General features: G+C 68.0%; 21 protein-coding genes. 9 read left to right on the forward strand and 12 right to left on the reverse strand.

The genetic code is table 11. The features are described from left to right. The first annotated feature begins 13 nt into the window (after positions 1–13). From ABNQ39_RS15730 to fae, 3 genes are read left to right on the forward strand one after another with little or no spacing between them, the layout of a single operon-like run. Positions 14–931, forward strand: a complete 918-nt coding sequence (locus ABNQ39_RS15730; protein WP_376961461.1) for an ATP-grasp domain-containing protein — start codon at positions 14–16, stop codon at positions 929–931. After that, complete coding sequence (locus tag ABNQ39_RS15735; RefSeq protein WP_376961463.1) at positions 928–2004, forward strand: triphosphoribosyl-dephospho-CoA synthase; 1077 nt, start codon at positions 928–930, stop codon at positions 2002–2004. Before ABNQ39_RS15730 ends, ABNQ39_RS15735 begins: the two co-directional genes overlap by 4 nt. Further along, positions 1899–2387, forward strand: coding sequence for a formaldehyde-activating enzyme (gene fae / locus ABNQ39_RS15740; RefSeq protein WP_247879512.1), 489 nt, complete (start codon positions 1899–1901; stop codon positions 2385–2387). The genes ABNQ39_RS15735 and fae overlap by 106 nt, the downstream gene beginning before the upstream one ends. Here fae and ABNQ39_RS15745 read toward each other — a convergent pair. Further along, on the reverse strand, positions 2366–3094 hold the full coding sequence (locus tag ABNQ39_RS15745) for a HisA/HisF-related TIM barrel protein (RefSeq protein ID WP_376961465.1): 729 nt from the start codon (positions 3092–3094) through the stop codon (positions 2366–2368). The genes fae and ABNQ39_RS15745 overlap by 22 nt on opposite strands. Between ABNQ39_RS15745 and ABNQ39_RS15750 the strand changes: the two genes are divergently transcribed. The 4 genes from ABNQ39_RS15750 (at position 3093) to ABNQ39_RS15765 (ending at position 6931) form a co-directional block, all read left to right on the forward strand. Continuing rightward, entirely contained in the window at positions 3093–4085 is a 993-nt protein-coding gene (locus ABNQ39_RS15750; protein ID WP_376961467.1) for an ATP-grasp domain-containing protein, read from the forward strand. The genes ABNQ39_RS15745 and ABNQ39_RS15750 overlap by 2 nt on opposite strands. Further along, complete coding sequence (locus tag ABNQ39_RS15755; RefSeq protein ID WP_376961469.1) at positions 4078–5127, forward strand: hydantoinase/oxoprolinase family protein; 1050 nt, start codon at positions 4078–4080, stop codon at positions 5125–5127. The genes ABNQ39_RS15750 and ABNQ39_RS15755 overlap by 8 nt, the downstream gene beginning before the upstream one ends. A gap of 10 nt (positions 5128–5137) precedes the next feature. Continuing rightward, the gene (locus tag ABNQ39_RS15760; protein WP_376961471.1) at positions 5138–5620 is read left to right on the forward strand and encodes a GreA/GreB family elongation factor; all 483 of its coding nucleotides are present in this window, start codon (positions 5138–5140) and stop codon (positions 5618–5620) included. A gap of 237 nt (positions 5621–5857) precedes the next feature. Then, positions 5858–6931, forward strand: coding sequence for a haloacid dehalogenase-like hydrolase (locus ABNQ39_RS15765; protein WP_376961473.1), 1074 nt, complete (start codon positions 5858–5860; stop codon positions 6929–6931). 104 nt (positions 6932–7035) lie between these two features. On the opposite strand, the gene pabB is transcribed toward ABNQ39_RS15765, so the two are convergent. From pabB to ABNQ39_RS15820, 11 genes are all read right to left on the reverse strand, one after another. After that, complete coding sequence (pabB, locus tag ABNQ39_RS15770) at positions 7036–8487, reverse strand: aminodeoxychorismate synthase component I (RefSeq protein ID WP_376961475.1); 1452 nt, start codon at positions 8485–8487, stop codon at positions 7036–7038. A gap of 3 nt (positions 8488–8490) precedes the next feature. After that, positions 8491–9093 carry a GNAT family N-acetyltransferase gene (locus tag ABNQ39_RS15775; RefSeq protein WP_376961477.1) on the reverse strand — a complete coding sequence of 201 codons (603 nt, stop codon included), beginning with the start codon at positions 9091–9093 and terminating at the stop codon, positions 8491–8493. A 140-nt stretch (positions 9094–9233) separates the two neighbouring features. Next, a complete protein-coding gene (locus ABNQ39_RS15780; RefSeq protein WP_376961479.1) occupies positions 9234–10118 on the reverse strand; it encodes an ABC transporter permease in 885 nt (294 codons plus the stop codon). Positions 10119–10121: 3 nt separating this feature from the next. Then, entirely contained in the window at positions 10122–11405 is a 1284-nt protein-coding gene (gene proV / locus ABNQ39_RS15785; RefSeq protein WP_376961481.1) for a glycine betaine/L-proline ABC transporter ATP-binding protein ProV, read from the reverse strand. Between the two features lie 67 nt (positions 11406–11472). Continuing rightward, positions 11473–12270 (reverse strand): electron transfer flavoprotein subunit beta, encoded by a 798-nt coding sequence (locus ABNQ39_RS15790; protein WP_376961483.1) that lies wholly within the window; start codon positions 12268–12270, stop codon positions 11473–11475. Beyond that, entirely contained in the window at positions 12263–13489 is a 1227-nt protein-coding gene (locus ABNQ39_RS15795) for an electron transfer flavoprotein subunit alpha/FixB family protein (protein ID WP_376961485.1), read from the reverse strand. Before ABNQ39_RS15795 ends, ABNQ39_RS15790 begins: the two co-directional genes overlap by 8 nt. Continuing rightward, positions 13486–15402 (reverse strand): DUF3483 domain-containing protein, encoded by a 1917-nt coding sequence (locus ABNQ39_RS15800; RefSeq protein WP_376961487.1) that lies wholly within the window; start codon positions 15400–15402, stop codon positions 13486–13488. The genes ABNQ39_RS15795 and ABNQ39_RS15800 overlap by 4 nt, the downstream gene beginning before the upstream one ends. A 50-nt stretch (positions 15403–15452) precedes the next feature. Then, positions 15453–17429 (reverse strand): FAD-dependent oxidoreductase, encoded by a 1977-nt coding sequence (locus ABNQ39_RS15805; protein ID WP_428846411.1) that lies wholly within the window; start codon positions 17427–17429, stop codon positions 15453–15455. A gap of 257 nt (positions 17430–17686) precedes the next feature. Continuing rightward, a complete protein-coding gene (locus ABNQ39_RS15810) occupies positions 17687–18862 on the reverse strand; it encodes a GlxA family transcriptional regulator (protein WP_376961491.1) in 1176 nt (391 codons plus the stop codon). A 65-nt stretch (positions 18863–18927) separates the two neighbouring features. Continuing rightward, positions 18928–20049: an FAD-binding oxidoreductase gene (locus ABNQ39_RS15815; protein ID WP_376961493.1), complete on the reverse strand. Its 1122-nt coding sequence runs from the start codon at positions 20047–20049 to the stop codon at positions 18928–18930. An 82-nt stretch (positions 20050–20131) separates the two neighbouring features. Beyond that, positions 20132–21412 carry an aromatic ring-hydroxylating oxygenase subunit alpha gene (locus ABNQ39_RS15820; protein WP_376961495.1) on the reverse strand — a complete coding sequence of 427 codons (1281 nt, stop codon included), beginning with the start codon at positions 21410–21412 and terminating at the stop codon, positions 20132–20134. A 751-nt stretch (positions 21413–22163) separates the two neighbouring features. Between ABNQ39_RS15820 and ABNQ39_RS15825 the strand changes: the two genes are divergently transcribed. Next, entirely contained in the window at positions 22164–23054 is an 891-nt protein-coding gene (locus ABNQ39_RS15825; protein ID WP_376961497.1) for a glycine betaine ABC transporter substrate-binding protein, read from the forward strand. Between the two features lie 136 nt (positions 23055–23190). Next, positions 23191–24924: a methyl-accepting chemotaxis protein gene (locus ABNQ39_RS15830; RefSeq protein WP_376961499.1), complete on the forward strand. Its 1734-nt coding sequence runs from the start codon at positions 23191–23193 to the stop codon at positions 24922–24924. The last annotated feature ends 31 nt before the right edge of the window (positions 24925–24955 follow it).

Below are 24955 nucleotides of genomic sequence, written 5' to 3' on the forward strand. Positions count from 1 at the left end.
GGGAGGCTGGGGCATGGGACGGATCCGCATCGCCATCTTCGTGGACGGCGCCGACTGGCACACCCGGCGGCTGACCGCCGCCTTCGCCCGCCTTGGCGCGAAGGGGGTCCCGGTGTCGCTCAGCGCCTGCGGCTTCGGTCCAGAGGGACCGGCGATTCCGGGTTTCGATGGCGGACTGCCCGACGCCTGTCTGGTCCGCACCATCTCCGCCGGCAGTTTCGAGCAGGTGACGCTGCGGCTTGGCGTGCTGCACGCGCTGGCCCATGGCGGGGTGCCGGTCGTGAACAACCCCGTGTCCATCGAACGCTGCGTCGACAAGAGCGCCACTGCCTTCCGGCTGGCCGCCGCCGGGATACCGACCCCGCGCACCTGGAGCGTCGCCGACCCGGTCCAGGCCTCCGCCATCCTGGCCGCCCTCCATGCCGAGGGGCGATCCGCGGTGTTGAAACCGCTGTTCGGGTCGCAGGGCAAGGGTCTGCGCCGGCTCGATCCCGGCATGGCTCTGCCCGGCCCGGAGGAGACCGCCGGCGTCTACCATTTGCAGGAGTATGTCGGTGCGGCCGATGGCGGCTGGTTCGACTGGCGGGTCTTCGTGGTGAATGGGCGTCCGCTGGCCGCCATGGTCCGCCAGGGCGATCACTGGATCACCAACGTCAAGCAGGGCGCGCGCTGCCATCCCGCCAGTCCGGGCGGCGTGCTGGGCGATCTGGCGGTGGCCGCCGCCGCTGCAGTCGGCGCCGACTATGCCGGGGTGGACGTGATCCGCGCGCCCGACGGCCGGTTCCTGGTGCTGGAGGTCAACAGCATGCCGGCATGGCGCGGCCTGCAGGCGGTGACGCCGGTCGACGTGGCGCAGGCGCTGGCCGATCTGGTCCTGGCCCGTCTGGCATCGGCCTCGCCGGCGTCGGCGGACGCGCGGAGGGTGGGATGAGCGCCCTGCTGCCGACCCCGCTCCACGATTGCCGGGAACTGGTAGAAGAGGCGGTGTTCACCGCCTGCCGGCTGGAGTTGATGGCGCTGAAGCCCGGCAACGTCCACATCCATGCCGAAGGCCATGGGATGAGCGTGACGCAGTTCCTCGACAGCGCTGCGGCCATCGCCCCGATCCTTGCCACGCCCGACCGCCGGGTAGGGGAGGCGATCCTGCACGCGGTGGCGGCGACACGGGATGTGGCCGGTTGCAACACCAATCTCGGCATCGTCCTGCTGCTGGCGCCGCTCGCCGCCGCGGCGCTGTGCCGTGACAAAGGGGAGCCGCTACGGCTTCGGCTGGCGCGGGTGCTCGACGGGCTGAGCATCGCCGATGCCGCAGACGCCTTTGCGGCCATCCGCGTGGCGCTGCCGGCCGGGCTGGGGGAGGCCCGGCAGCATAATGTCGCGGCGGCCCCTCGTGTCGACCTGCGCGCCGCGATGGTGGCGGCGGCCGACCGCGACCTGATCGCCCGGCAGTACGCCACCGCCTTCGCCGACGTCTTCACCTTCGGGGTTGCGCGCGGACGCTCGGCCCTGCATCGCGGCGCCAGTCCGGCGGAGGTGGCGAGCGCCATCCACCTGGGCTTCATGGCCCTGCACCCCGATACCCACATCGCCCGCAAGCATGGCGCGGTAGTGGCGGAGCGGGTGCGGGCGCAGGCGTTCCGGCTGGAGCGGCGGCTTTCCACCGGTCCGACATTCGGCATCCATTCCGGGGCCGCGCGCCGGCTCCTCGCTTTCGACCGCGCGCTGAAGCGCCGCGGCCTCAATCCGGGCACGTCCGCCGACCTGACGGTGGCCTGCCTGTTCGTGCTTCGGCTGGCCGGCGAGCTGCCGGCCGGACCGTGGCCGCCGGACGACAACCGGCGGACTCTGATCGAACCAACCATCGCAAGGGACGCGCAATGCCTAAGATCGACAAGGTTATGGTCGGCGAAGCTCTGGTCGGGGACGGCAACGAGGTCGCTCACATCGATCTCATCATCGGCCCGCGCGGCAGCGCCGCCGAGACCGCCTTCTGCCAGACCCTGACCAACCAGAAGGAAGGGGTGAACGGCCTGCTGGCCGTGCTGGCGCCAAACCTGATGGTCAAGCCCTCCACGGTCATGTTCAACAAGGTGACGATCAAGAACGCCAAGCAGGCCGTGCAGATGTTCGGCCCGGCCCAGCGCGCCGTAGCCCTGGCGGTCGCCGAGTGTGTCGAGGACGGCACCATTCCGGCGGACGAGGCCGACGACCTGTTCATCTCGGTCGGCGTCTTCATCCACTGGCAGGCGGAGGACGACCGCAAGATCCAGGACTACAACCATGAGGCCACCAAGCTGGCGCTGAAGCGCGCCATCGCCGGCAGCCCGACCGCCAAGGAGATGCTGGACGGTATGGCCGCCGCGGTTCACCCCTTCGCGGCCTCCTGATCGGAGACGAAGCGGGACAGCGTTCCGGCGTCCAGGCGCCGGTCGTGGAGCGCGCTGGCCACCAGTACGGCATCGGTTCCGTGCCGGGCCAGCGCCTCCAGGTCCGCCGCATCGCGCACCCCGCCGGCGCCCCACACCCGAACCCCCGGGCGCCGGGCCGTCAGCGCGGCGATGCGGTCGAGATCCGGACCCTCGCCCGAGCCGACCCGGTCCAGCGTCATGGCGATCACCCGCGAGGGCCAGCGGCCGGCATCCTCATGCAGTGCCGCCGGCCCCAGCGGCTCGCCCTGCCGGACATCCAGCGACAGCGCCACCCGGTCCTCGCCGGTCAGCGCCAGTGCCGCCTCCAGCGTCGTGCCATCCGTCTGGCTTTCGCTGCCGATCACCAGATGCCGGAGTCCGGCATCGAACCAGCGCTGGCAATCTTTTACCGTCGCCAGCCCAGCATCGACCCAGAAGGCGACTTCCGGCCATCGCGCCTGGAGAGCGGCGACGGTCGGGCGATGGTCGCCATTCCCGCGGATCGCGTCGAGATCGGCGACATAGCAGGCGCGGAAGGGTTGCAGCGCCAGCAGCGCGGCCACGATATCCTGCGGAGCCGATCCGGCGGTCAACGCGCTTTCGATGGGGCGGTAGCGGTCGCGCTCCCCCCGCTTGGCATGAACCACCTGCCCGCCCAGCAGGTCGATGACGGGAACGATGTCCATGGAGAATAGCCTTCGTCGGATTCTGGTCTGCGAGTATGTCACCGGCGGCGCGCTGTGCAACGGGCCGCTTCCGACCGACCTGATGGCGGAGGCCAACGCGATGGTCGCTGCCCTGGTCGGCGATCTGGTCGCGCTGGATGGACTGCACGTCACGCTGTGTTGGGACAACCGACTTGCCCCGCCGTCCTTCCCGGCGGACCGGGTCGCCCTGTTCCCAGTGGCGCCGGGCGAGGAGCATGAGGCGCGCTGGCGCGCCGCGGCTGCCCTGTGCGACATGGTCTGGCCGATTGCGCCGGAAAGCGACGGGCTGCTGGCGCAAGTGACCGCCCTGTTCCGCGACACCGGCCGGCCGGTGGTCGCCTGCGCCCCCGACGCCATCGCTCTGGCGTCTTCGAAGACGGCGACGGCGGCCCGGCTGGCCGCCCATGGCATCGCGACCATTCCCACCGTCCCCTTCGGCGCCCCGCCGCCGCCCGCCGCCCGCCATGTGGTGAAGCCGGACGACGGCGCCGGTTGCTTGGATACCTTCATCGTCGATGACATCGCCAACTGGACACCGCCGCACGCCGGCCGTTGGATCGTCCAGCCGCTGGTCGAAGGCGAGGCGTGCAGCCTGTCCATGCTGGTCGACGGTGCCGGCGGGGTGAGGCTGCTCGGCTGCAACCGGCAGAGGGTGGAGCGTGGGGATGGGAGTTTCTCCTTCCATGGCGTGGATGTCGGGGCGATGGAGCACCGCCGCGCCGCTTGGGAGCCGCTGGCGCATGCCATTGCCGCCGCGATTCCGGGTTTGCGCGGCTATGTCGCCGTGGACCTCATCGACCGGCCCGATGACGTGGGTTCGAATGGCCCGGTGGTGGTGGAGGTGAACCCGCGCCTGTCCGTCGGCTATTCCGGGCTGTCGCGGGTGCTTGGCTGGAACCCGGCGGGTGACATCCTGGTTCTGTTCCACACCAGATCGGCCGATGCCGGCCGGGAGGATGCGCATGTCTGACACCCGTGGATCGGCCACCCGTGACTCGACCGTAATCGGTTGGGACATCGGCGGTGCCCATCTGAAGGCCGCCTGGGCGGAGGATGGCCGGCTGCGCGATGCCGTGCAGGTGCCGTGCCGGCTCTGGCAAGGGCTGGGCGAGCTGGACACGGCGCTGACCACGATTCTGGACCGCCTGCCGGCTGGCGCCGACCATGTGGTGACGATGACGGGCGAACTGGTCGACCTGTTCGACGACCGCACCCAGGGCGTGCACACGCTGATCGACCGCATCGCCGCGGCCGTTCCGCCGGGACGGCTGCGTGTTTATGCCGGGCGGCGCGGGCTGCTGTCGCCGCAGGAGGCACGTGGACAGGTGATGGACGTGGCCTCGGCCAACTGGATGGCGACCGCCGCCGTGGTCGCCAAGCGGCTGCCGGCGGCGCTGCTGGTCGACATGGGCAGCACCACCACCGACATCGTGCCGGTGCGCGACGGCGAGGTGGCGGCGCGTGGCATCACCGATCATGACCGGATGGCAGTGGAGGAACTGCTCTATACCGGGTTGACCCGGACGGCGGTGATGGCGATGGAACGCACCGCCCTGGTGGCGGGCGAGCGGTTGCCGATGATGGCCGAGTATTTCGCCACCAGCGCCGACCTCTACCGCGTGCTGGGCCGGCTGGACGAGGCCGCGGACCAGCATCCCGCTGCCGACAATGGGCAGAAGACGGTCGACGCCAGCCTGCGCCGTCTGGCCCGCATGGTCGGCCATGATGCCGGCGATTACAATCCGGCGGTCTGGCGGGCGATGGCCGGCGATCTGGTCGAACGCCAGCTGCGCCGCATCCACGATGGCGCCTCGCGGGTGCTGTCGGCCGGTGCGCCGCCGCTGCCAAGCGATGCGCCTGTGGTCGGGGCCGGTGTCGGGCGTGCCGTCGTGCAGGAGGTGGCTGCCCGGCTCGGCCGCCCCTACCTTGATTTCTGCGATGTGGTGGGTGCCCCCGGTCAGGGTTGGGTCGCAAGCTGCGCTCCGGCCGCGGCCATGGCGCTGCTGGGCTGAGGGAACCGGGATGAGCCGCGCCTTCGTCAAGGAAAGCGATGCCGAGACCGAGGGGCCGCTGCCCCAGGTCAACGGGCCCCTGCATGTGTCTGCCGCCACCGTCGCCGCGTGGCAGGAGGAGCTTGCCGCGGCCGACGCGGAGGTGGCGCAGCTGCGCGGTTCCGATGCGCCGGAGGACCGGCAGGCGATGAGCAGCGCCAAGCGGCGCGCCGACCTTCTGCGCGCCCGGCTGGCCGCCGCCGTGGTGGTGCGCCCGTCCGGCCCGGCCGAGGAAGCCGGCTTCGGCTCCGTCGTTGTGGCGGAGGATGAGACCGGGCGCCGGTGGACCTTCACGCTGGTAGGCGGGGAAGAGGCCGATCCCGCTGCCGGCCGCATCAGCTGGCAATCCCCGCTGGGTGAGGCGCTGGTCGGAGGGCGGGTCGGCGACGTGGTGGACTGGCCGCGCCGGGGCAAAGCCCTGTCCCTCACCATCCGTTCGGTCTCGCCGAATTGAGCGGATGGAGATGTTTCAAGCAACTCCTCTGTATAGGCGACGATTTCAGGTCAATCCGCGACAGATTTTAAAAATTAGATCCAGTGGACAGATGTAAAGAATCTGTCATAAACTGTGATCCTCAACTGAAAAAATTTTGGACAGTTCGGGATAATCCCCAGAACAGCCGACGTCTCTCCAACAGAGTACTTCCGGACTAGAGGAATCGTGTCTTTGAACAGGGAAGAGAGGGCACAGATGAAGACGCTTTTCCGCTCCGCGCTGCTTGCGGGCATGGTCGCCATGGCTCCAATGGCCGCCATAGCGCAATCGGGCTCCCCTCAACCGCTCGCCCATTGGCCGGCGGAGGCGGCGGCGAGCCTCAAGGCGCTGGTGTCCGCCAATGCGGGCAAGGGCGCCTATGCGGTGTTCGATGCCGACAACACGCTGTACCGCTACGACCTTGAGGAATCCCTGCTGCCCTATCTGGAGCGCAAGGGCGTGCTGTCGCGCGAGAGCATGGACCCGTCCTTGAAGATCATTCCGTTCAAGGACGTGAACGGGCACAAGGAAAGCCTCAACAGCTATTATTACCGGCTGTGCGAGATCGACGACCAGGTGTGCTATCCGTGGGTGGCGCAGATCTTTTCCGGCTTTACCCTGACCCAGTTGAAGGGCTTCATCGACGAGATGCTGGCCGACGGCAAGCCGATCCCCGCCACCTATTATGAGGGCGACGCGGTCAAGACGGTCGAGGTCAGCCCGCCCAAATTCTACACCGGCCAGCAGGAGTTGGTGAACCATCTCACCGCCAACGGGATCGACGTCTATGTGGTGACCGCCGCCAGCGAGGAACTGGTCCGGATGGTGCTGTCCGATCCGAAATACGGCTACAACGTCAAGCCGCAGAACGTCATCGGCGTCACCATGCTGCTGAAGAACCGCGCCACCGGCGAAGTGACCACGGCACGCAAGCTGATCGCCGAAGGGAAATACGACTGGGCCAAGACGATGGAGCTGGAACTTGGCACCTATCTGTGGGCGCCGCTGACCTGGTTCGCCGGTAAGCACGCGGCGATTCTCACCTACATCGACCAGTGGAAGAAGCCGGTGCTGGTGGCGGGAGACACCCCCACCAGCGACGGCTACATGCTGCTCCATTCCACCGATACGGCGAATGGCGGCTTGCGGGTGTGGGTCAACCGCAAGGACAAGTACATGAAGCAGATCAAGCAGATGTGGGAGACCGCCGCCGCCGGGCAGGCGGACCAAAAGCTGCCGGTCCTCGCCGACCGGAACTGGGTCATCGTTCAGCCGAACGATATCCAGTGACATCGGCGGTCCTTCTCTGCCATCGCCCAACACAGGAAGGCCCCGACCGTTGAACCGGTCGGGGCCTTGGCTTTTTCCCAGCACCCGCGCCGGTCGTCGCCGGCTCAGCCGCCATCCAGTGCGCGCAACAGCGGGCGGATCTTCACCATCATCTCGTCATGCTCGCCGCCGGGATCGGAATCGGCGACGATGCCGCCGCCGGCCTGGGCGATGACGCGGTCGGGCGTGACGGTCAGGGTGCGGATGACGATGCTGCTGTCCATCGCCCCGTCGAAGCCGATCCAGGCCACCGATCCGCAATAGGCGCCGCGCCGGGAAGACTCCAGCTCGTCGATAATCTCCATGGCGCGGATTTTGGGAGCGCCGGTGATCGAGCCGCCGGGGAAGGTGGCGCGCAGCAGATCGACCGGCCCCAGCCCCAGCTTCAGCCGCCCTTCGATCACCGACACCAGATGATGGACGGAGGCGAAGCGCTCCACCCCGCACAGGACCGGCACCTTGACGCTGCCGATGCGCGCGACGCGGCCGATGTCGTTGCGCAGCAGGTCGGTAATCATCAGGTTCTCGGCCCGATCCTTGATGCTGTGTTCAAGTTCGCGGGCGAGCGCCTCGTCTTCCTCCGCCGTGGCGCCGCGCGGGCGGGTTCCCTTGATCGGACGGGTTTCCATGCGGCCGTCGGCGTCGAGCCGGATGAAGCGTTCCGGCGAGGCGCTGGCCAGACCGGTGCCGCCGGGAAGCGACAGGCACGCCGCGAAGGGGGCGGGGCTGCGCGCCAGCAGGCGGCGGTAGAGGTCGAGCACCGACAGGCCTGCCGGGCGGTCGGCCAGGAAGCGCCCGGTGAAGTTGGCCTGGAAGATGTCGCCCGCGCGGATGTACTCCAGCACCTGCTCCACCCGGCGGCAATACTCGTCGCGCTCGATCTCCGGCCGCCAGGGCGCGGTGGCGGCGTTGGGCGGCGGCAGATCGCTGGGCGCCGCTGCCAGCGCATCGGCGAAGGACTGAAGGCGGTGGGCGGCGCGGAGGCGGCGGCTCACCGGGCTGCGTTCGGGAAACCCATTGGACAGGACCCAGCCGCGCCGCTCCCGTTCATCGAACACGATGACCGTGTCGTAGAGCCCGAAAGCCATGTCGGGCAGGCCGCTGTCGTCGCCATGCCGTGCCGGCAGCCGTTCCAGCACCTGTCCCAATTCATAGCCGAGGAAGCCGACGGCGCCGCTGGCGAAGGGGACGGGCAGGTCGGCGGGAACGGGCAGGCGATGGGCGTCCAGCTCCCGTTCGAGCACGGTGAACGGATCGCCGGCAACCGCCTCGCCATCCACCGTGACGGAGCCGCCGCGCGCTTCGACCGTGCGGAAGGGATCGACGGCGACGATGCTCCAGCGGCCCCGGCCGCCGGCTTCCGCGGCGCTGTGCAGAAGGGCGGCGAAAGGCTGGCCGGACCAGGGGGCGAAGGCGGCGACCGGATCGCGGTAGGGAATTTCGCGGATCAGCAGCGGACACTCGTCGCCCGCTCTCTCCCCGGCCGGGAGGTCGAAGACAAGGCCGTCATGCGGCATGCGTCATGCTCCGGTGCTGGGGGTGAAGGACTTGACCCAGAAGCGAAGGGGTTTGGCGGTTTCTTCCCGGTCGCAGGAGTCGCACCAGGACAATGTGCCGCCGATGTCCGGCTCCAGCCTGTAGCCCAGCCGCCGCCATGCGGCGTCGGGCGTCCGGTAGGTCTTCGGGCGGCGGGGATGGTCGGTGGAGCGCACGATCTCGCCGAAGGCGGCGGATGCGAAGCGGTCGTCGTCGCGGATGTGGGATTCGCCGATTTCGAGCAGGGCCGTTCCGACACCCCGCCCGCGGTGGGAGGGCAGGACTACCACCTCACCGAAATAGAAGATCGCGCTCGGGTCGCGGCCGGCATGGGTGAAGGGATCGCTCAAGGCGTCGATTTCCTGGTCGAGCGGCGCACCGGTGACCGCCGCGACCATGCGGTTGCGGTCGAAGGCGGCAAGGATGAGCCCGCCCGGCAGGCTGCCGAGATCGGAGAGATACCGTTCCTCGTACGCGGCCGACCCGCGATAGAGATAGGGGAACTCGCCGAGCACCGCCAGCCGCAGGGCGGCCAGTTCCTCCAGCCGGTCGGCCAGGGCGACGCCGGCCAGCCGCTCCACCTGCATGCCGCCCGGCTCCAACCCCGGCCCCGGCTCCAACCCCGGTCCACGTGCCTGTGCATCGGCATGCGGCCGCAGCCCGTGACGAGGCAGGGGCCGCGCCGGAAGAGCGGCGGCGGAGCCCCCTTCCGGAAGAGCCCCCGGGCTCACCGTGCCGGCACCGGCAGGAACCGGCGCAGGAACGCGAAGCGCACCGGGCGCGGAGCGGCGGCGGTCTGGCCGAAGCTCTGGGTGATGCGGTCGAGGATGATCGCCAGCAGAACGACGCTGAGCCCGCTTTCGAAGCCGAGCGCGATGTCCAGCCGCTGGATGCCCTGCAGCACGACATTGCCCAGGCCGCCGGCACCGATCATCGAGGCGATGACGATCATCGACAGCGCCATCATCATGGTCTGGTTCACCCCGGCCATGATCGAGGGCAGGGCGTTCGGCAGCTGAACCTTGAACAGAAGCTGGCGGTCATGGCAGCCGAAGGCCTTGCCGGCCTCCACGATCTCGGCCGGAACCTGCTGGATGCCCAGCGAGGTCAGGCGCACGGCCGGCGGCATGGCGAAGATCACGGTGGCGAGGATGCCCGGCACCCGCCCCAGACCGAAGAACATCACGGCCGGGATCAGATAGACGAAGGCCGGCATGGTCTGCATGAAGTCCAGCGTGGTGCGGACGATGCTCTCGACCACGCGGTTGCGCGCCATCCAGACGCCCAGCGGCACGCCGATCAGCAGGCTGAGCAGGGTGGCGGTCAGGACCAACCCCAGGGTGGAGGCGGTTTCCGTCCACAGCCCCATGCCGGCGATCAGCGACAGGGCGGCGACCGTGAAGACGGCGAAGCCGGTGCCGACGCGCCACAGGGAGGTTGCGACGATCAGCCCGATCAGCAGCCAGGCGGGCGCGCCCACCAGCACGAAGTCGATGGCGCCGCCGAAGCCGTTCACCACCGTCGCGATGGCGTCGAAGGTCGGCTGGAAATGGTCGAGCATGAATGTGACCAGTTCCTCAACCCATTTGCCGATTCTGATTTCGAAATCCATCGGTCAATCCCCCCGAACCAAGGTGTGGAGCATGAGGGCGCGCGAGATGGCGCCGAGGAAGTTGTCGTCGTCGTCGACGACCGGAACCGGCCATTCGCTGTCGGCGACCAGGGCGAGCAGGGAATGGATCGGCGCCGAGGCGTTGACCGTACGGACGCCGGGCAGGAAGGCATTGACGAAGCGCGGCTGCGGACCGTTCAGCTCGCGTTCCAGCGTCGCCCGCGAGACGATGCCTTCGAAATGGCCTTCCGGGGTGCGGACATACCCGAAATTATGGTTGTTCTCACGCAGCTGCTGCAAGGCGGGAGCCAGTTCGCCGGGCAGGCGGATGACCGTGTTGGTCGCCTCGAACCGCGCGACGTCGCCGGCCCGCAGAACCTTCGAGGCATCGACGTTGCGGAAGAAGGAGCGGACGTAATCGTCGGCCGGACGGCTGAGGATCTCGTAGGGGGTGCCGACCTGCACGATGCGCCCGCCCTCCATGATGGCGATGCGGTCGCCGATGCGCATCGCCTCATCGAGGTCGTGGGAGATGAAGACGATGGTGCGCTGCTGTTCGCGTTGCAGGCGCAGAAGCTCGTCCTGCATTTCGGTGCGGATCAGCGGGTCCAGCGCGGAGAAGGCCTCGTCCATCAGCAGGATGGTCGGGTCGTTGGCCAGCGCGCGGGCGAGGCCGACGCGCTGCTGCATGCCGCCGGACATCTCGCGCGGGTAGCGGTGGGCATAGGTGCCCAGGCCGACCTGCTCCAGCGCCTGCTGGGCCGCCTTGTGACGCTCCGCCTTGGAGGCGCCGGAAATTTCCAGGCCGAAGGCGGCGTTGTCCAGCGCAGTCAGATGCGGCATCAAGGCGAAGGACTGGAAGACCATGCCCATGTTGCGGCGGCGGGCCTGGATCAGGTCGGCCTTCGACATGCTGACAAGATCCTTGCCGTCCAGCAGGATTTCGCCGCTGCTGGGCTCGATCAGCCGGTTCAGCAGGCGGATCATGGTGGATTTGCCGGACCCCGACAACCCCATGATGACGAAGATTTCGCCGGCACGGACCTGAAAGCTGGCGTCGAGGACACCGACATTGACGTTCAGCTTTTCCAGGACCTCCGCCTTGCTGGCGCCCTGGCGCAGCATCGACAGGGCGGGCTTCGGATCGGCCGAGAAGACCTTGTAGACGTTCCGCACTTCCAGCCGGACCGCCGCATCCTCGCCGATGCCCGTCCTGGCCGCTCCGCGGGGAAAGCCCAGGCTGGCAGGGCCGCCGACCGAGACCGCGCTTCGCATCATCGTGTTCATCGGCGTGTCTCCCCCGGGTTGGCGACAGAGTGACCTGTGGTACTGGGAGGATCGTTTTGCATGGTTTTCATGGAAGCATTCCCTGTTCGACAAGGCTGTCGTAGATGGCCAGCGCCCCCGCTTCAGCTGTCGGGTTGACCAGCAGTTGGCCTTTTCCGCTCTTGCTCTCGGTCGCCGCCTTCAGCCGGTCCAGGGCCGAACCGCCGCGCTTGACGCGCATCAGCTTGGGCTTTGGGCGCCAAGGCCAGTGCTCACACTCCGACAGGAAGAGATCGGCGGTTGCCTGGACCGCCACCGGCTCGATGACGCCCCGCCGGGCCGGGCCGAAGGCCGAGGCGCGGGCGGGCGGGGCGGATGGATGGACAGTCGCTATGAGGCGGCCGGTGACGGTCAGTGCCCGCCGCTGTCCGCGCGGCAGCGCCTGGACGAGCTCGGTCATGCTGGCCGTGGAGGCCGGCGCATCGGCGGTGCCGATCCGCACCACATCGGCGACGACGGCGGCGTCGAGGCCGCGGGCGATCAGATAGGGCAGCATGCCGCTGCCCTCCCCGTCCTCGGCCTGCCTCCCGGTCAGGATCAGCGACGGGGCGAGACGGCGCAGATGGGCGATCAGCGGTTCGACCGGATCGCTTCCCTCCGGCAGGACCAGAACCGTCAGCCGCTCCAGCCCCATGCCGAGATAGCCGCGCAGCGCATCGGCATCGGCGGCCGGTCCGGCATGGATTGCCGTCAGCCGCTTCGGGCGCAGCGCCAGCGCCATTTCCAGCGCCTGCGCGTCGGTGGCGGCGCGGCGGGCACGGCCGGAGACCGGGTGGCGGCCGACGGACAGCAGGACGGCGACATCAAGCATGGCTGTTTCAGTCATGGCGGCGCTCCCGGATCAGCCGGATCAGGGCGGGCATGACGGCTTGCGCATCGGCGACGATGGACAGGTCGGCGCGCTTGATCATCTCGGCATGGAGGTCGGTGTTGACGGCGATCACGTGGCGGACGCCGGTGATGCCCTGGAGATGCTGCGGCGCGCCGGCGATGCCGAAGGCGAGATAGCAGCGCGCGCTGACCACCGTGCCGGAGGCGCCGACCTGCCGTTCGCGCGGCAGGTGGCCGGCGTCACAGACCACGCGGCTGCCGGCACGGGTGGCGCCGAGCGTTTCGCCCAGTTCGGCGAAGCTCCGCCAGTCGGTCACGCCATTGCCGGCGCTGAGGATGAAATCGGTTTCCGACAGGGACAGGGCGTCGGGATCGACCGCCAGCCGGCGGGCGCCGCCCAGGCGGGGCAGGACCTCCTCCGCGGCCACCGACGTTTCGAGATCGAGCGGCCGGGCCTCGTGCCGCACACCGTCGAGCGGGGCGAAGGCGTCCACCGCGACCGTCATCAGCCGGGTGGGGCGGTGCCCGGTCTCCAGCGATCCGCCGGCCGACTGGCGGGTCGCGCGGTCGGGGACGAGGCTCTGCACGCCGGTGAACAGCCGCTCTCCCGTTGCCGCCGCGAGCCGCCGCGCCACGTCGGCGCCGTCCGGGCTATCCGGGAACAGGATGTGGCGGGGAGACAATGCGGTCATCAGCGCCGAAGCTGCGGCGGCGCGCCGTTCCGGCACGTAATCGTCGGCCCAGCCGTCGGGCAGGGCGACATGGCGGTCGGACCCGGCCTCGGCCAACGCCTCGCCCGAACCGGTGCAGACGGTCACCACGGCACCGCCCCCCGCATCGGCCAGCAGACGGGCAGCGGCGATCACCTGCCGGTCATGCTCGCCGACCTCGCCACCGGGGCGGTCGAGCATGGCAATAACCAGATAGGCCGGCTCGGCGATCACCCGGAGCGGGATCGCGGGCGTGGCGGCAACGGCGATTCCGACAGCCACGGCAGTGTCGGCCGAGGCCGCATCGCGGGCCCAGTCATAGCGCGGGCGCGGCTGGCTCTGGACCAATGCGGCAGCCCGAAGGGCGCGCGGATCGCGGCGGCGTTCGTTGTCTGCGGCGGCGACCGGCTGGCGCAGCAGGCGCGGACGCTGGCCGGTCAGGATCGTGCGGGCGGCACGCTCGGCGCGGGGATCGACGCGGCGGCGGATTTGGGAGCCGGTCATCGGGCGGTCTCCGTCGCGGCGAGCGCCAGTTCGGCGATCTCCGCCACCTCGGGCCGGGGACCGACGACGCCTTCCAGCATCAGGGCGCAGTTGGGGCAGGCGACGGCGACCAGCGAGGCGCCGGTCTCCCGCGCGTGTTCCATGCGGACGTCGGGGATGCGGCGCTCGCCCGACACGTCGGTCAGCGGGGCACCGCCACCGCCGCCGCAGCAGCTCGACCGCAGGCCGGCGCGCAGCATTTCCCGGCGCTCCACGCCGATGGCGTCGAGCAGGGCGCGCGGCGCCTCGATCTCGCCGTTGTAGCGGCCGAGATAGCAGGGGTCGTGGAAGGTGACGCTGCGCCCGACCGGCTTGGTCACCGTCAGCGCGCCGGCGGTGATCAGTTCCAGCAGCAGGGCGGTGTGGTGGGTGACGGTCCAGTTGCCGCCGAAGGCCGGATATTCGTTACGCAGCGTGTGCAGGGCATGGGGGTCGGCGGTGACGATGCGGGTGAAGCGGCGGGCGTTCAGCGTCGCCACGTTGCGGGTCGCCAGCGACTGGAAGGTCGCCTCGTCGCCCAGCCGGCGGGCGACGTCGCCGCAATCCAGTTCCTCCTCGCCCAGCACGGCGAAATCCACCCCGGCGCGGCGCAGCAGAACAACCAGTGCCCGCAGCGAGCGCTGGACCCGCAGGTCGAAGGCGCCGTCGCCGACCCACAGCAGCGTGTCGCAGAACCCGCCGGCCGGCAGCCGGGGCAGCGACAGGTCGGCGGCCCAGTCCCAGCGCCGGGCGAGCGGGCGGCCGCCGGGATTGTCGGTGGCGCGTAACTCCTCCAGCATGATGGCGGCCTTGCCGGGGGTGGCGCCGAGTTCCAGCGTCTGGAAGCGGCGCAGGTCGACGACGGCGTCGACATGCTCGATCATCATCGGGCATTCCTGCACGCAGGCGCGGCAGGTGGTGCAGGACCACAGCGTGTCGGGATGGATCATCGCGTCCGGTCCGACCAGCGGCAGCGCCGCCCCACCATGGGCCTTGCCGACGCCGCGGCCGGGATGGGGGTTGCCGGCATAGGCGGCGTCGCTGGCCTGCCCGTCCATCGCGGCGACCAGATCCTGCACCAGCTTCTTTGGGTTCAGCGGCAGGCCGGCGGCATAGGCGGGGCAGGCCGTCTCGCAGCGCCCGCACTGGACGCAGGCATCGAAGCCGAGCAGCCGGTTCCAGGCGAAATCGACGGGGCGCTCCACGCCCAGGGCACCCGGCTCGGTCTCCTCCCCAGGCGCGAGCGGCAGCGGCTTCAACCCGGTGTCACGCCCCTTGCCGTCGTGGAAGCGGGCCGGACGTGGATGGAAGGCCAGATGCAGCGCCCCATGCACCGCATGCTTCAGCGGCCCCTTCCACACGCCCCACACCAGATCGGCCATCGCCACCCCGGCGACCGCGATCAGCATCAGCGCCAGCGCCTCCGGCATCACGCCGCCCAGCGCTTGGTCGAGCGCCACCAGCAGCAGACCGCCGGAAAATCCCAGAAGCGACAGGGGAAGGCGGGCGAAGCGCCCTTGCGACAGCTCGCGCGGGCGCAAGACCCGGCGGCGATGCCGGACCATCAGGGCACCCGCCAGCATGACCGCCAGCACCACCGCCAGCAGCAGCCAGAGAACGCGCGATCCACCGAAGGCGATGCCCATCGCCATCAGCAGCACCAGCGCCGCGAGGAACCCGCCGGCAACCAGCGCATGGAAGCGGGCGTTGAACGGCGCCCGCCCCACGACATGATGGACATCGACCAGATAGCGGCCGGGCAGGGCGCGCAACCCGGCGACCACACCGACCGTCGCCGGCCGGCCAGCCAGCCAACGCCGCGACTGCCAGGCGGCCAATGCCGCGCCGATGGCGAGGACGGCAAGGACGACGGTGGTGAGAGCGGTGGCGATCACGTCGGACGGCTCCTGTCGCTTGGCTGGGGGCGCTGGCGGGGGTGGAGGTGTCAGATGTCCTTGCAGAGACGCGCCGCGTCGTAGATGGCGGCGTGGATGTTGCGGCCGGCCACCGCATCGCCGATGCGATGCAGCGTGTAGCCGCCATGGCCGTTGGCCTGGACCGGCTGTGGCCGGCCGGCGATCAGGCTGTCGAGATCGGTTTCGCCACGGTTCAGCGACAGGTCCTTCAGATCGAAATAAAGGCCGTCGTTGGGCAGGGTGCCCAGTTCCACCACGATCTGGTCGACCAGCCGTTCCTCTTCCTCGTGGGTGTATTCGTTGCGCAGGACGGCGACGCGGCGGTTGCCCTCCGGGTAGATTTCCACGAGCTGGTGGTTGGTGGTCATCACCACGTTCAGCTTGTACAGCTCGCGCAGGTGGATCGGCTGGTTGGTGGTGCCGACCTCCTCCGCGACCATCCGGTCGGGGGTGGCGATCTCCACCAGGGCGCCGCGCTTGGCCATGAACTCCGCACAGGACGCGCCGTGATGCTGGCCGGTGCCGTCATACATCAGGACGGTCCCCGTCGGCTCCACCGCGCCGGTCAGGATGTCCCAGGTCGACACCGCCAGATCGGCGCCCTTGAAGTCGCCGCGGTTGGGACGGCCGCCGGTGGCGAGGATCACCACGTCGGGGTTCTCGGCCTCGACGGCGGCGCGGTCGGCCTCCACGCCGAGGCGGACATCGACGCCCAGCTTGGTGACCTGCTGCGACAGCCAGCGGGTGATGCCGCTCATCGCCTCGCGCCAGGTCGCCTTGGCGGCAATGCCGATCTGGCCGCCGGGGGCGGCGTTGCGTTCGAGCAGGACGACCGAATGGCCGCGCTCGGCGCAGACGCGGGCGGCTTCCAGCCCGCCGGGGCCACCGCCGACCACGACGACGCGGCGCTTGCGCTCCGCCTTCGGGATCACGTGCGGCATGGTCCGCTCGCGGCCGGTCGCGGCGTTCTGGATGCACAACGCGTCGCCGCCGACATAGATGCGGTCGATGCAATAGCCGGCGCCGACGCACTGCCGCACGTCGTCCAACCGCCCTTCCATCAGCTTGCGCACCAGATGCGGGTCGGCGATGTGGGCGCGGGTCATGGCGACCATGTCGACATGGCCCTCCTCGACCGCGCGGGCGGCGGTGGCGAGGTCTGTCACGCGCTGGGCATGGAAGACCGGGATGCCGGCTTCGCGCTTGATGCCGCTGGCCAGATGCAGGAAGGGAGCCACCGGGAAGGACATGTTGGGCAGCGAGATGGCATGCGCCAGATGATCGCGCGCCTGTCCACCCAGCACATTGACGAAATCGATCAGCCCGCGTTCGGCATAGGTCCGGGCGATGGCGATGCAGTCCTCGTGGCTGAGGCCGTCGTCGATCAGCTCGTCGCCCGACATGCGCATGCCGATGACGTAATCGTCGCCGACCTCGGCCCGGATCGCCTCGAACACCTCGATGCCGAAGCGCATGCGGTTTTCCAGGCTGCCGCCATACCTGTCGCTGCGCCGGTTGGCCGAGGGGCTCCAGAACTGGTCGATCAGGTGGCCATGAGCGGCCGACAGCTCGAAACCGTCCAGCCCGCCTTCCTTGCAGCGGCGGGCGGCGGCGGCATAGCCGGCGATGATCCGCGTGAAGTCGAAATCCTCCATCTCCTTCGGTGTATTGCGGTGCGCCGGTTCGCGGGCGGCCGAGGCGGAGACGGTGGGCAGCCAGTTCTCGGTGTCCCAGCGGGTGCGCCGGCCCATGTGGGTCAGCTGGATCATCAGCGTCGCGCCGTGGCGGTGCACCCGGTCGGAGAATTCGCGGAAGAAGGGGATGACGCTGTCGTCGGCGACGGAAATCTGGTTCCACGGCGCCGCCGGGCTATCCACCGCGACGGAGGAGGAGCCGCCGAACATCGTCAGGCCGATGCCTCCCTTGGCCTTTTCCTCGTGATAGAGCTGGTAGCGTTCCTTCGGCTTGCCTTCGGATCCGTAGCCCGGCGCGTGGCTTGTGCTCATCACGCGGTTACGGATCGTCAAATGCTTGATCTGCAGAGGCTTCAGAAGGGCTTCGGCGGGTGAGGACATGGCAGGAACGATCCCCAGTATTGAGCCTGCCAAGAATTCACCATCGGCGTCATTGTCGCGTTGCCCCCCGCGACCGGGAATTACCTTTTTGCGACAGGAGCGGAACGGGAGGGCACCGGCCGAACAAGCATATGAATTTTTTGGAAAATCGGCGGTAACCTATCCCGTCAGTCGACTTGCGCGGTGTCCTAGGCCATCGGTTCCGGATCTTCGAACAGGCGGCGGTCGGGCAGAAGGGAATTGGCGTTGGTGCGCCGGAAGGCGGCGAGGGGGGAGACATGCGGATCGGCCTCCGCATCCGGCCCGGCGGTGCGGCGTACGTCCGACGGCGAAACGCCGAACAGCTCCCGGAACTGGCGGGAGAAGTGGGCGCAGTCGGCGAAGCCGGCCTCGTTCGCGATGGCGGTGACCGACCGCTTGGTGTTGCGCAGCAGCCAGTGGCCATAGCGCAGGCGCAAGGACCGGTAATAGGTGGCCGGGCTGGTGCCCACCGCCAGCCGGAACAGCCGTTCGAACTGCCGGGTGCTGACGTTCAGCCGGTGGACGATCTCCTCCACCGATAGCGGATCGCTGATGTGCTGCTCCATCAGCAGCAGGGCGCGGCGGACCCGGTCGTTGGTGATCTCCACCACGGTCGGCGGCTGGGGCTGCGACTGGCTGGCGGGACGCGCCTTGTCGATCAGCAGGATGTGCATGGTCTTCTGGGCGGTGGCGCGGCCCAGATGGCGCTCGATCAGGAAGGCGGCCAGATCGGCCACCCCGGCGCCGCCCGAACAGGTGATGCGGTCGCGGTCCACCACGTAAAGCTGGTCGGCCACCGGCACCAGATCGGGAAATTCCTCGATGAAATCGCGGTGATGATACCAGCTGACGCAGCAGCGCCGGTTCTTCATCAGGCCGATGCGGCTCAGCACGAAACTGCCGGTGCACACGCCGACCAGGGTCACGCCATAGGACGCCGCGGCTCGCAGATAGGCCAGCGTTTCGTCGTCCAACTGCGGGCCGCCATGCAGCAACCCGCCCACCACGACCACATAGTCGAAGCGGCGGGGATCGGTCAGCGGTTCCCAGCGGGCGACGCCGATGCCGCAGCTCGACATCACCGGTTCGGCCCGCGAGCCCATGATGGTCCAGCGGCAGCGGATCTGCCGCGACCGGTCGCCCTCGTCGGCCGCCAGCCGCAGGGCGTCGATGAAGGGGGCCAGCGCCGTCAGGGTGAAATTGTTGGTCAGGATGAACCCGACCGACAGAAGCGCGCGTTCCTCCTGCCGGGGGGCGGGACCGCTACCGCCGAACCGGCGATATTCCACTGTCTTCCCCACCAGGACACCCTCCCAGTCCGATGGCCCTCGCTTGACGGCCATCTTCCATCCTTCGGAATGCTAGCGTCAGCGGCCTGCCCCCGGAAGACAATTCAGTGGCGATGCGTCTAACGCTCCACCACCAGATCGCTGGTGGGACGGCTGCAACAGAGCAGGATCAACCCCTGGTCGATCTCCCGTTTGCGGATGCCGCCGGTGTGGTTCATTTCCACCGTGCCGGAAATCAACTTTGTCTTGCAGGTCCCGCACAGCCCGCGCGAGCAGGATGTCGGAACCCGGATGTCGGCCGCCGATGCGGCATCCGCCACGGCCATGTCCGGCAGGCAGGTGAAGACCTTGCCGGTCTTGGCGAATTCGATGCGGAAGCCGGCCGCTTGCAGCGCGTCCTCAATCGGTGCCTCTTGGACCGGGGCTTCCTGGGGCGGTTTCCCGGCGGCGAGATCGGCCACCAACTCTTCGAAATTGAAGCTCTCCTGATGGTAGCGGCTCATGTCGAAGCCGCCTTCCTCCAGGAAGGTGCGCACCGCCTTCATGAAGGGACCGGGGCCGCAGACATAGACCTCCCGCTCCATGAAGTCCGGCGCGATCATGCCCAGCATCGGCAGCGACAAACGCCCGGTGAAGCCGGCCCAATGGGCCTCGGTGCCGATTCCCTCGCAGACATGGGCGACGCGCAGGCGCCGGCCGGGGCCGGTCAGCGCGTCCAGCTCACGGCGGAAGACGATGTCGGCCGGGGTGCGGGCGGCGTGGACGAAGACGATGTCGTGGTCTTCGCCCAGGTCGTCGAAGGTCCGGGTCATCGACATCAGCGGCGTGACGCCGCTGCCGCCGGATAGGAACAAGAACTTGCGCGGCGTCTCGGACTCGGCCGGCGTGAACTCGCCGAGCGGGCCGACCGCGCGGATGGTGTCGCCCGGCTTCAGGGTGTCGTGCAGCCAGTTCGACACCGGGCCGCCGGGCACCCGCTTGACGGTGATCGAAAGCCGGTGCGGCCGGGCGGCGGAAGAGGAGACGGTGTAGCTGCGGTGAATGGTCTCGCCGCCGATGGGCAGTTCCAGCGTGATGAACTGGCCCGGCCTGAACCGGAACAGGCAGGGTTGCCGCGGTGCGAAGACGAAGGTCTTCACATCGTGCGTTTCGTCCCGCACCGCCCGGCACACCAGCGTGTCGTCGATTTCGGGATCCCAGTTCCGGACCGGAGGCAGAGCCGCATCCTGCTGCATCGTCATCTCTCTTCCTGAGCCGTGAAGCCTTGGTCGCGAACGGTGGGCGGTCCCGGCGCCTTGCCGGCCGGGACGCCCCGGCGCCGCGTCATTCGGCGGCGACGCTCACCGCGGCCTGCTTGCCCAGCAGATGCTCGGCCATGCGGCCGACATACCACTCCGTGAACTTCTCGACGAGCGGCTCGGTGTAGGGCGAATAGGGGCCCGGCTCGTAGGCGGGGCTGATGGCGCCGCTGTGCGAGATCTCGACCAGATCGGCGTCCTGCTGGTTGGTCGCCTCCCACACCTCCGTCAGGCGGTTCAGGTCGTAATCGACGCCTTCCACCGCGTCCTTGTGGACCAGCCAGCGGGTGCGCAGCAGATTGCGGTCGGGACCGAGCGGGAACACCGAGAAGGTGACGATGTGGTCGCTCATGAAATGGTTCCAGGAGTTCGGCTGGGTCCAGAAGGACAAGGCACCCAGCTTGCGCTCGGTGATCGACCCCAGCAGCTTCTTGGAGGCGCTGCGCGTGTCCTTGGTGTGGGCCTCGCCGGCACCGTCGAGCGGCAGCCGTTCGGCGCGGAAGCCGGTGGTGTCGGTCAGATGCTCGATCTCGCGGCTGGGGAAGCCCGAGGCCTCCCAACTGCTATGGCAGCTTTGCACCAGGGCATCGTACTTGGCGGCATGTTCCATCCGCTTCGGGTTGGTGCCGTCGGGGGCGAAGCCGAAGCCGTATTCGAACAGCGGGATGGTCAGTTCGGGATGATTGCTGACGCAGTGGTAGCATTCACGATTATTCTCCATCGTGAGCTTCCAGTTGCCCTTCTCGATCAGGTCGACGGTCTTGGCGATCTTGCAGTTCTTCAGATCGTGCGGAAGGATGTAGGGCTCGATGGCCGCCGCCATGCGGTCGATGTCGTCCGGAGCCTCTTCCGCCAGGCAGATGAAGATCAGGCCGCCGACCGAGCGGATGTGGACCTTCTTCAGGTTCCGGCATTTGCGGTCGAAATCGTTGCCCATATGCTCGGCGAACAGAAGCTCGCCGTCCTGGCCGTAGGTCCACTGGTGGTAGCTGCACACCAGATTGCCGACGGAGGTCTTCTCCTTCAGGACGATGCGCGCGCCGCGGTGGCGGCAGACATTGTGAAAGGCGCGCAGTTCCATGTCGTCGTCGCGCATGACGATGACGGACGTCTTGCCGATGTCCACCACCATCACGTCGCCCGGCTCCGCCACATCCGGTTCCACACCCACATGCAGCCAGTGGCGGCCGAAGATGATTTCCATGTCCAGCTTGAAGATCTCGTCGCTGGTGTAGAACGGGGCTTCCAGGCTGTGACCCTTCTTTCGGCGCTTCAGCAGGGCTTCTATGGAAATCTCGGACGACATGGTTGTTGACCTTCTGCGGGAGTGGGCCAGCGGGAGTTGGGCAATGCGTTCGTGGAGCCGCTTCAACCTTGACCGGGCTGCGATTTTCTCGATTCCACGACACACAGCCTGCCGCCAGCCGCAGCGCGTCGCGTTCTGGATTGCGACATCAACTTTAAAAAGGCCGACAGGACATCCTGTCTTTTTGCGCAGGCCGGGCCGGAGGCAATGGTCGGTTTGCGACAGGATGCGAATATTCGGGAAGCATGGTCGTTCGATCCGGCCGGGAGCAGGGCCAGCGTTCGGCGAGATGATAAGTGCCAGCTATCCTTCGTAACGTCTCATCGCCACAGGACTGCCGAAGCGTTTTCCTATTTCCATGGCAGATTTTAAAATATCCGCTGGTAAATCCGACAGCATTCGCCGGGCAGGCAGACGTTATACGGCGTTGTCGCAAATGCGATATGAACTGCCGCTGTGATGAAGGTTTTTTGCTTTCAAGGCCGGCATTCTTCCTCAATCAGCACTGATGCCAGCAAAGGTTCGCATCGGTTGGAAACAGCTTTCCGTTCAATGCCGGAAGGCGGTCGGCCATCCGTTTACATGGACGCCAACCCGTCACGCGACCGCAGTCACCGGTAGGTCGGAGATGACCTGCCGGGCCACGCGCACGCGTCCGGTTCAAGTCCCGGCACGGCGGATCGGTCAATCCAAGCGGAAGAACCCAAACAAACGACACTCAAACAAACAAACGACACGAGGAGGCTTCTTGATGAAAATCTTCGGTAAAGCCTTGGGCATGCTGCTGTCGGCGGCCATGACGGTCGGTCTGGGGACCGCTGTGACCGCCATTCCGGCGCAGGCTGCGGAGAAGTCGATCAACATCGGCTGGACCGCCTGGTCGGACGCCGAGGCGGTGACGAAACTCGCCAAAGCGGTGATCGAGGAGCGGTTCGGCTACAAGGTCGAACTGACGATGGCCGACATCGGCATCCAGTATCAGGGCATCGCCAGCGGCAAGCTGGACGCCATGCTGATGTCGTGGCAGCCGCTGACCCACAAGCCCTATCTCGACAAGGTCGGCAAGGACATCGTCGATCTCGGCCCGCTCTACACCCGTGCCCGCCTGGGCTGGGTGGTGCCGGACTACATCCCCGTCGATCAGGTCAAGACCATCGAGGATTTGAAGAAGCCGGAGGTGCAGAAGCAGCTCGGTGGCAAGATTCAGGGCATCGATCCGGGATCGGGGTTGATGCAGGCGTCGGAAAAGGCGCTGAAGACCTACGATCTGAAGGGAATGCAGCTGGTGTCGGCCAGCGACGCCGCGATGCTCGCCGCTCTGGAGCGCGCCATGAAGCGCAACGAGTGGATCGTCGTGACCAGCTGGAGCCCTCACTGGATGTTCGCCAACTGGAAGCTGCGCTATCTGGAGGATCCGAAGGGCGCGCTGGGCGGGCTGGAGAGCGTGAACGCGGTGGTCCGGAAGGGCTTCTACCAGGATCACCCGGAAATCTACGAATTCCTGAACCGGATGGTCCTGCCCATCGGCGATCTAGAGGCGATGATGCAGGAAGCCCGCCAGACCAGCTATGAGAAGGCGGTCGACAACTACATCAAGAACAACAAGACCCGGATCGATTATTGGGTCACTGGCAAGCTCTGATCTGCAGCCGGGCACCCTTTCCCGTACCATTCCCAGCACTGTCGATGGAGGCGGTCCGTTCACAACACGCAATCGCGTGATGGACGGCCGTCTCCCGCCATTCCCGTTTCCAGTCCTTTCACGATCGGGAGCGCCGATGAACTCGCCAGCTCACCTGCAAGGCCCAACTCACCTGCAAGGCGTGGTGCCGGCCGGCATTGGGATGTTGTCGGTTACGGGATTGTGCAAGCTGTACGGCGGCAATGCCGCCCGCGCCTTGACCATGCTGCATGCCGGGAGGGACCAAGTCGACATCCAGCGGGAAACCGGTGCGGTGGTGGCGGTTGCCGATGTTTCGTTCGGTCTTTCGGCCGGCGAAATCCTTGGCCTTCTCGGGCGGTCCAATTCGGGCAAATCCACCCTGATCCGCATGGTGAACCGTCTGGTCGAACCGACCTCAGGCATCGTCTGCCTGAACGGGCGCGACATGGCGGCGATGAAGCCGGCCGAACTGGTGGCCGCCCGCCGCGATAGCATGGCGATGACCTTCGGCGCCGCGGCACTGATGCCCAACCGCACCGTTCTGGAAAATTTGGCGTTCGGGCTGGAGGTCGCCGGCTCGCGTCGGCGTGAGCGTCAGGATCGCGCCCGGGCCATGCTGACGCGCATGGGGCTGGCCCATCTGGCCGACCGGCGTCCGCCTGAAATTCCGTCCGAGGCGCGGCTGCGGATCGGGCTGGCGCGGTCGTTGATCGGCGATCCGCCATTGCTGCTGATGGATGCTCCCTTCGCCGGGGTCGATCCCGTCCTGCGGCTGGAACTTGAGGCGGAATTACTCGACTGGCAGCGGGCGCATCGGGCGGCCGTGATGTTCACCACGCAGGATCCGGACGAGGCGATGCGGATCGCGGACCGGATCGCCTTTATGGAGAACGGCCGCTTCGCGCAGGTCGGCACCCTGGACGAAATCCTGGGGTCTCCCGCGAACGACCATGTCCGGTCCGCCTTCCAGGACATCGCGGCGCGGCGGCGCGAGCGCCAGCGCTCCGTCCAGCTGGAGGCGCTGATTTCCCATTTCGAACGGACGGCGATGGAGGGGCTGGACACGGTGGATTCGTCGGCGGGTGCGCTCGACGGCACCGCAAGACAGCTGACCGGCATCATCGACCGCACCAACGAGCAAGCGGGCGAGACCGTGGTGGCGGCGGAACAGATCGCAAGCAACGTCCAGTCGGTCGCGGCGTTGGCCGACGAGACCTTTCGGTCGTTGGGGGAAATCCGCCTCCGCATTGATGATTCCACCCGCATCGCCCTGTCTGCGGTCGAGGAGGCTCGCAAGGCCGACCAGTCGGTGCACAGCCTGCGGCAGTCGGCCGAGGGCATCGGCAACGTCGTGCGCATCATCGATGAGATCACCGGACAGACCAATCTGCTGGCGCTGAATGCGACCATCGAAGCCGCCCGCGCCGGCGAGGCCGGCAAGGGCTTCGCTGTGGTGGCGCAGGAGGTGCGCCAGCTCGCCAGCCAGACCGCCAAGGCGACGCAGGATGTCTCGCTCCGCATCCAGGCGATGCAGGACGCGACCGGCAATGCCGCCCAGGCATTGCAGAGCATCACCGCCGTGATCGAGGAGATCAGCACGATCTCGCTTGCCATCGCCAAGTCGATGGAGGCGCAGGCCGCCGCGTCGGCCACCATTCATGCCAGCATCGACCAGGCGGCATCCGGGGCGGGCGTGGTCGCACGCAACGCCCGGCATGTCACCGGCGGCGCCCGCGACACCGAAAGCGCCACACGGCACGTCCTGTCCGCCGCTGCCGACCTCGCCGGTCAGACCGTACGGCTGCGCGGCAGCATCGAACAGTTGCTGGACGGCATCCGCACCGGATGACCGCCCCCACCACCCTTTCTCAAGAGAGCAG

This window comes from Azospirillum sp. A26, assembly GCF_042604635.1.
In the GTDB taxonomy this organism is placed as follows: domain Bacteria; phylum Pseudomonadota; class Alphaproteobacteria; order Azospirillales; family Azospirillaceae; genus Azospirillum; species Azospirillum palustre.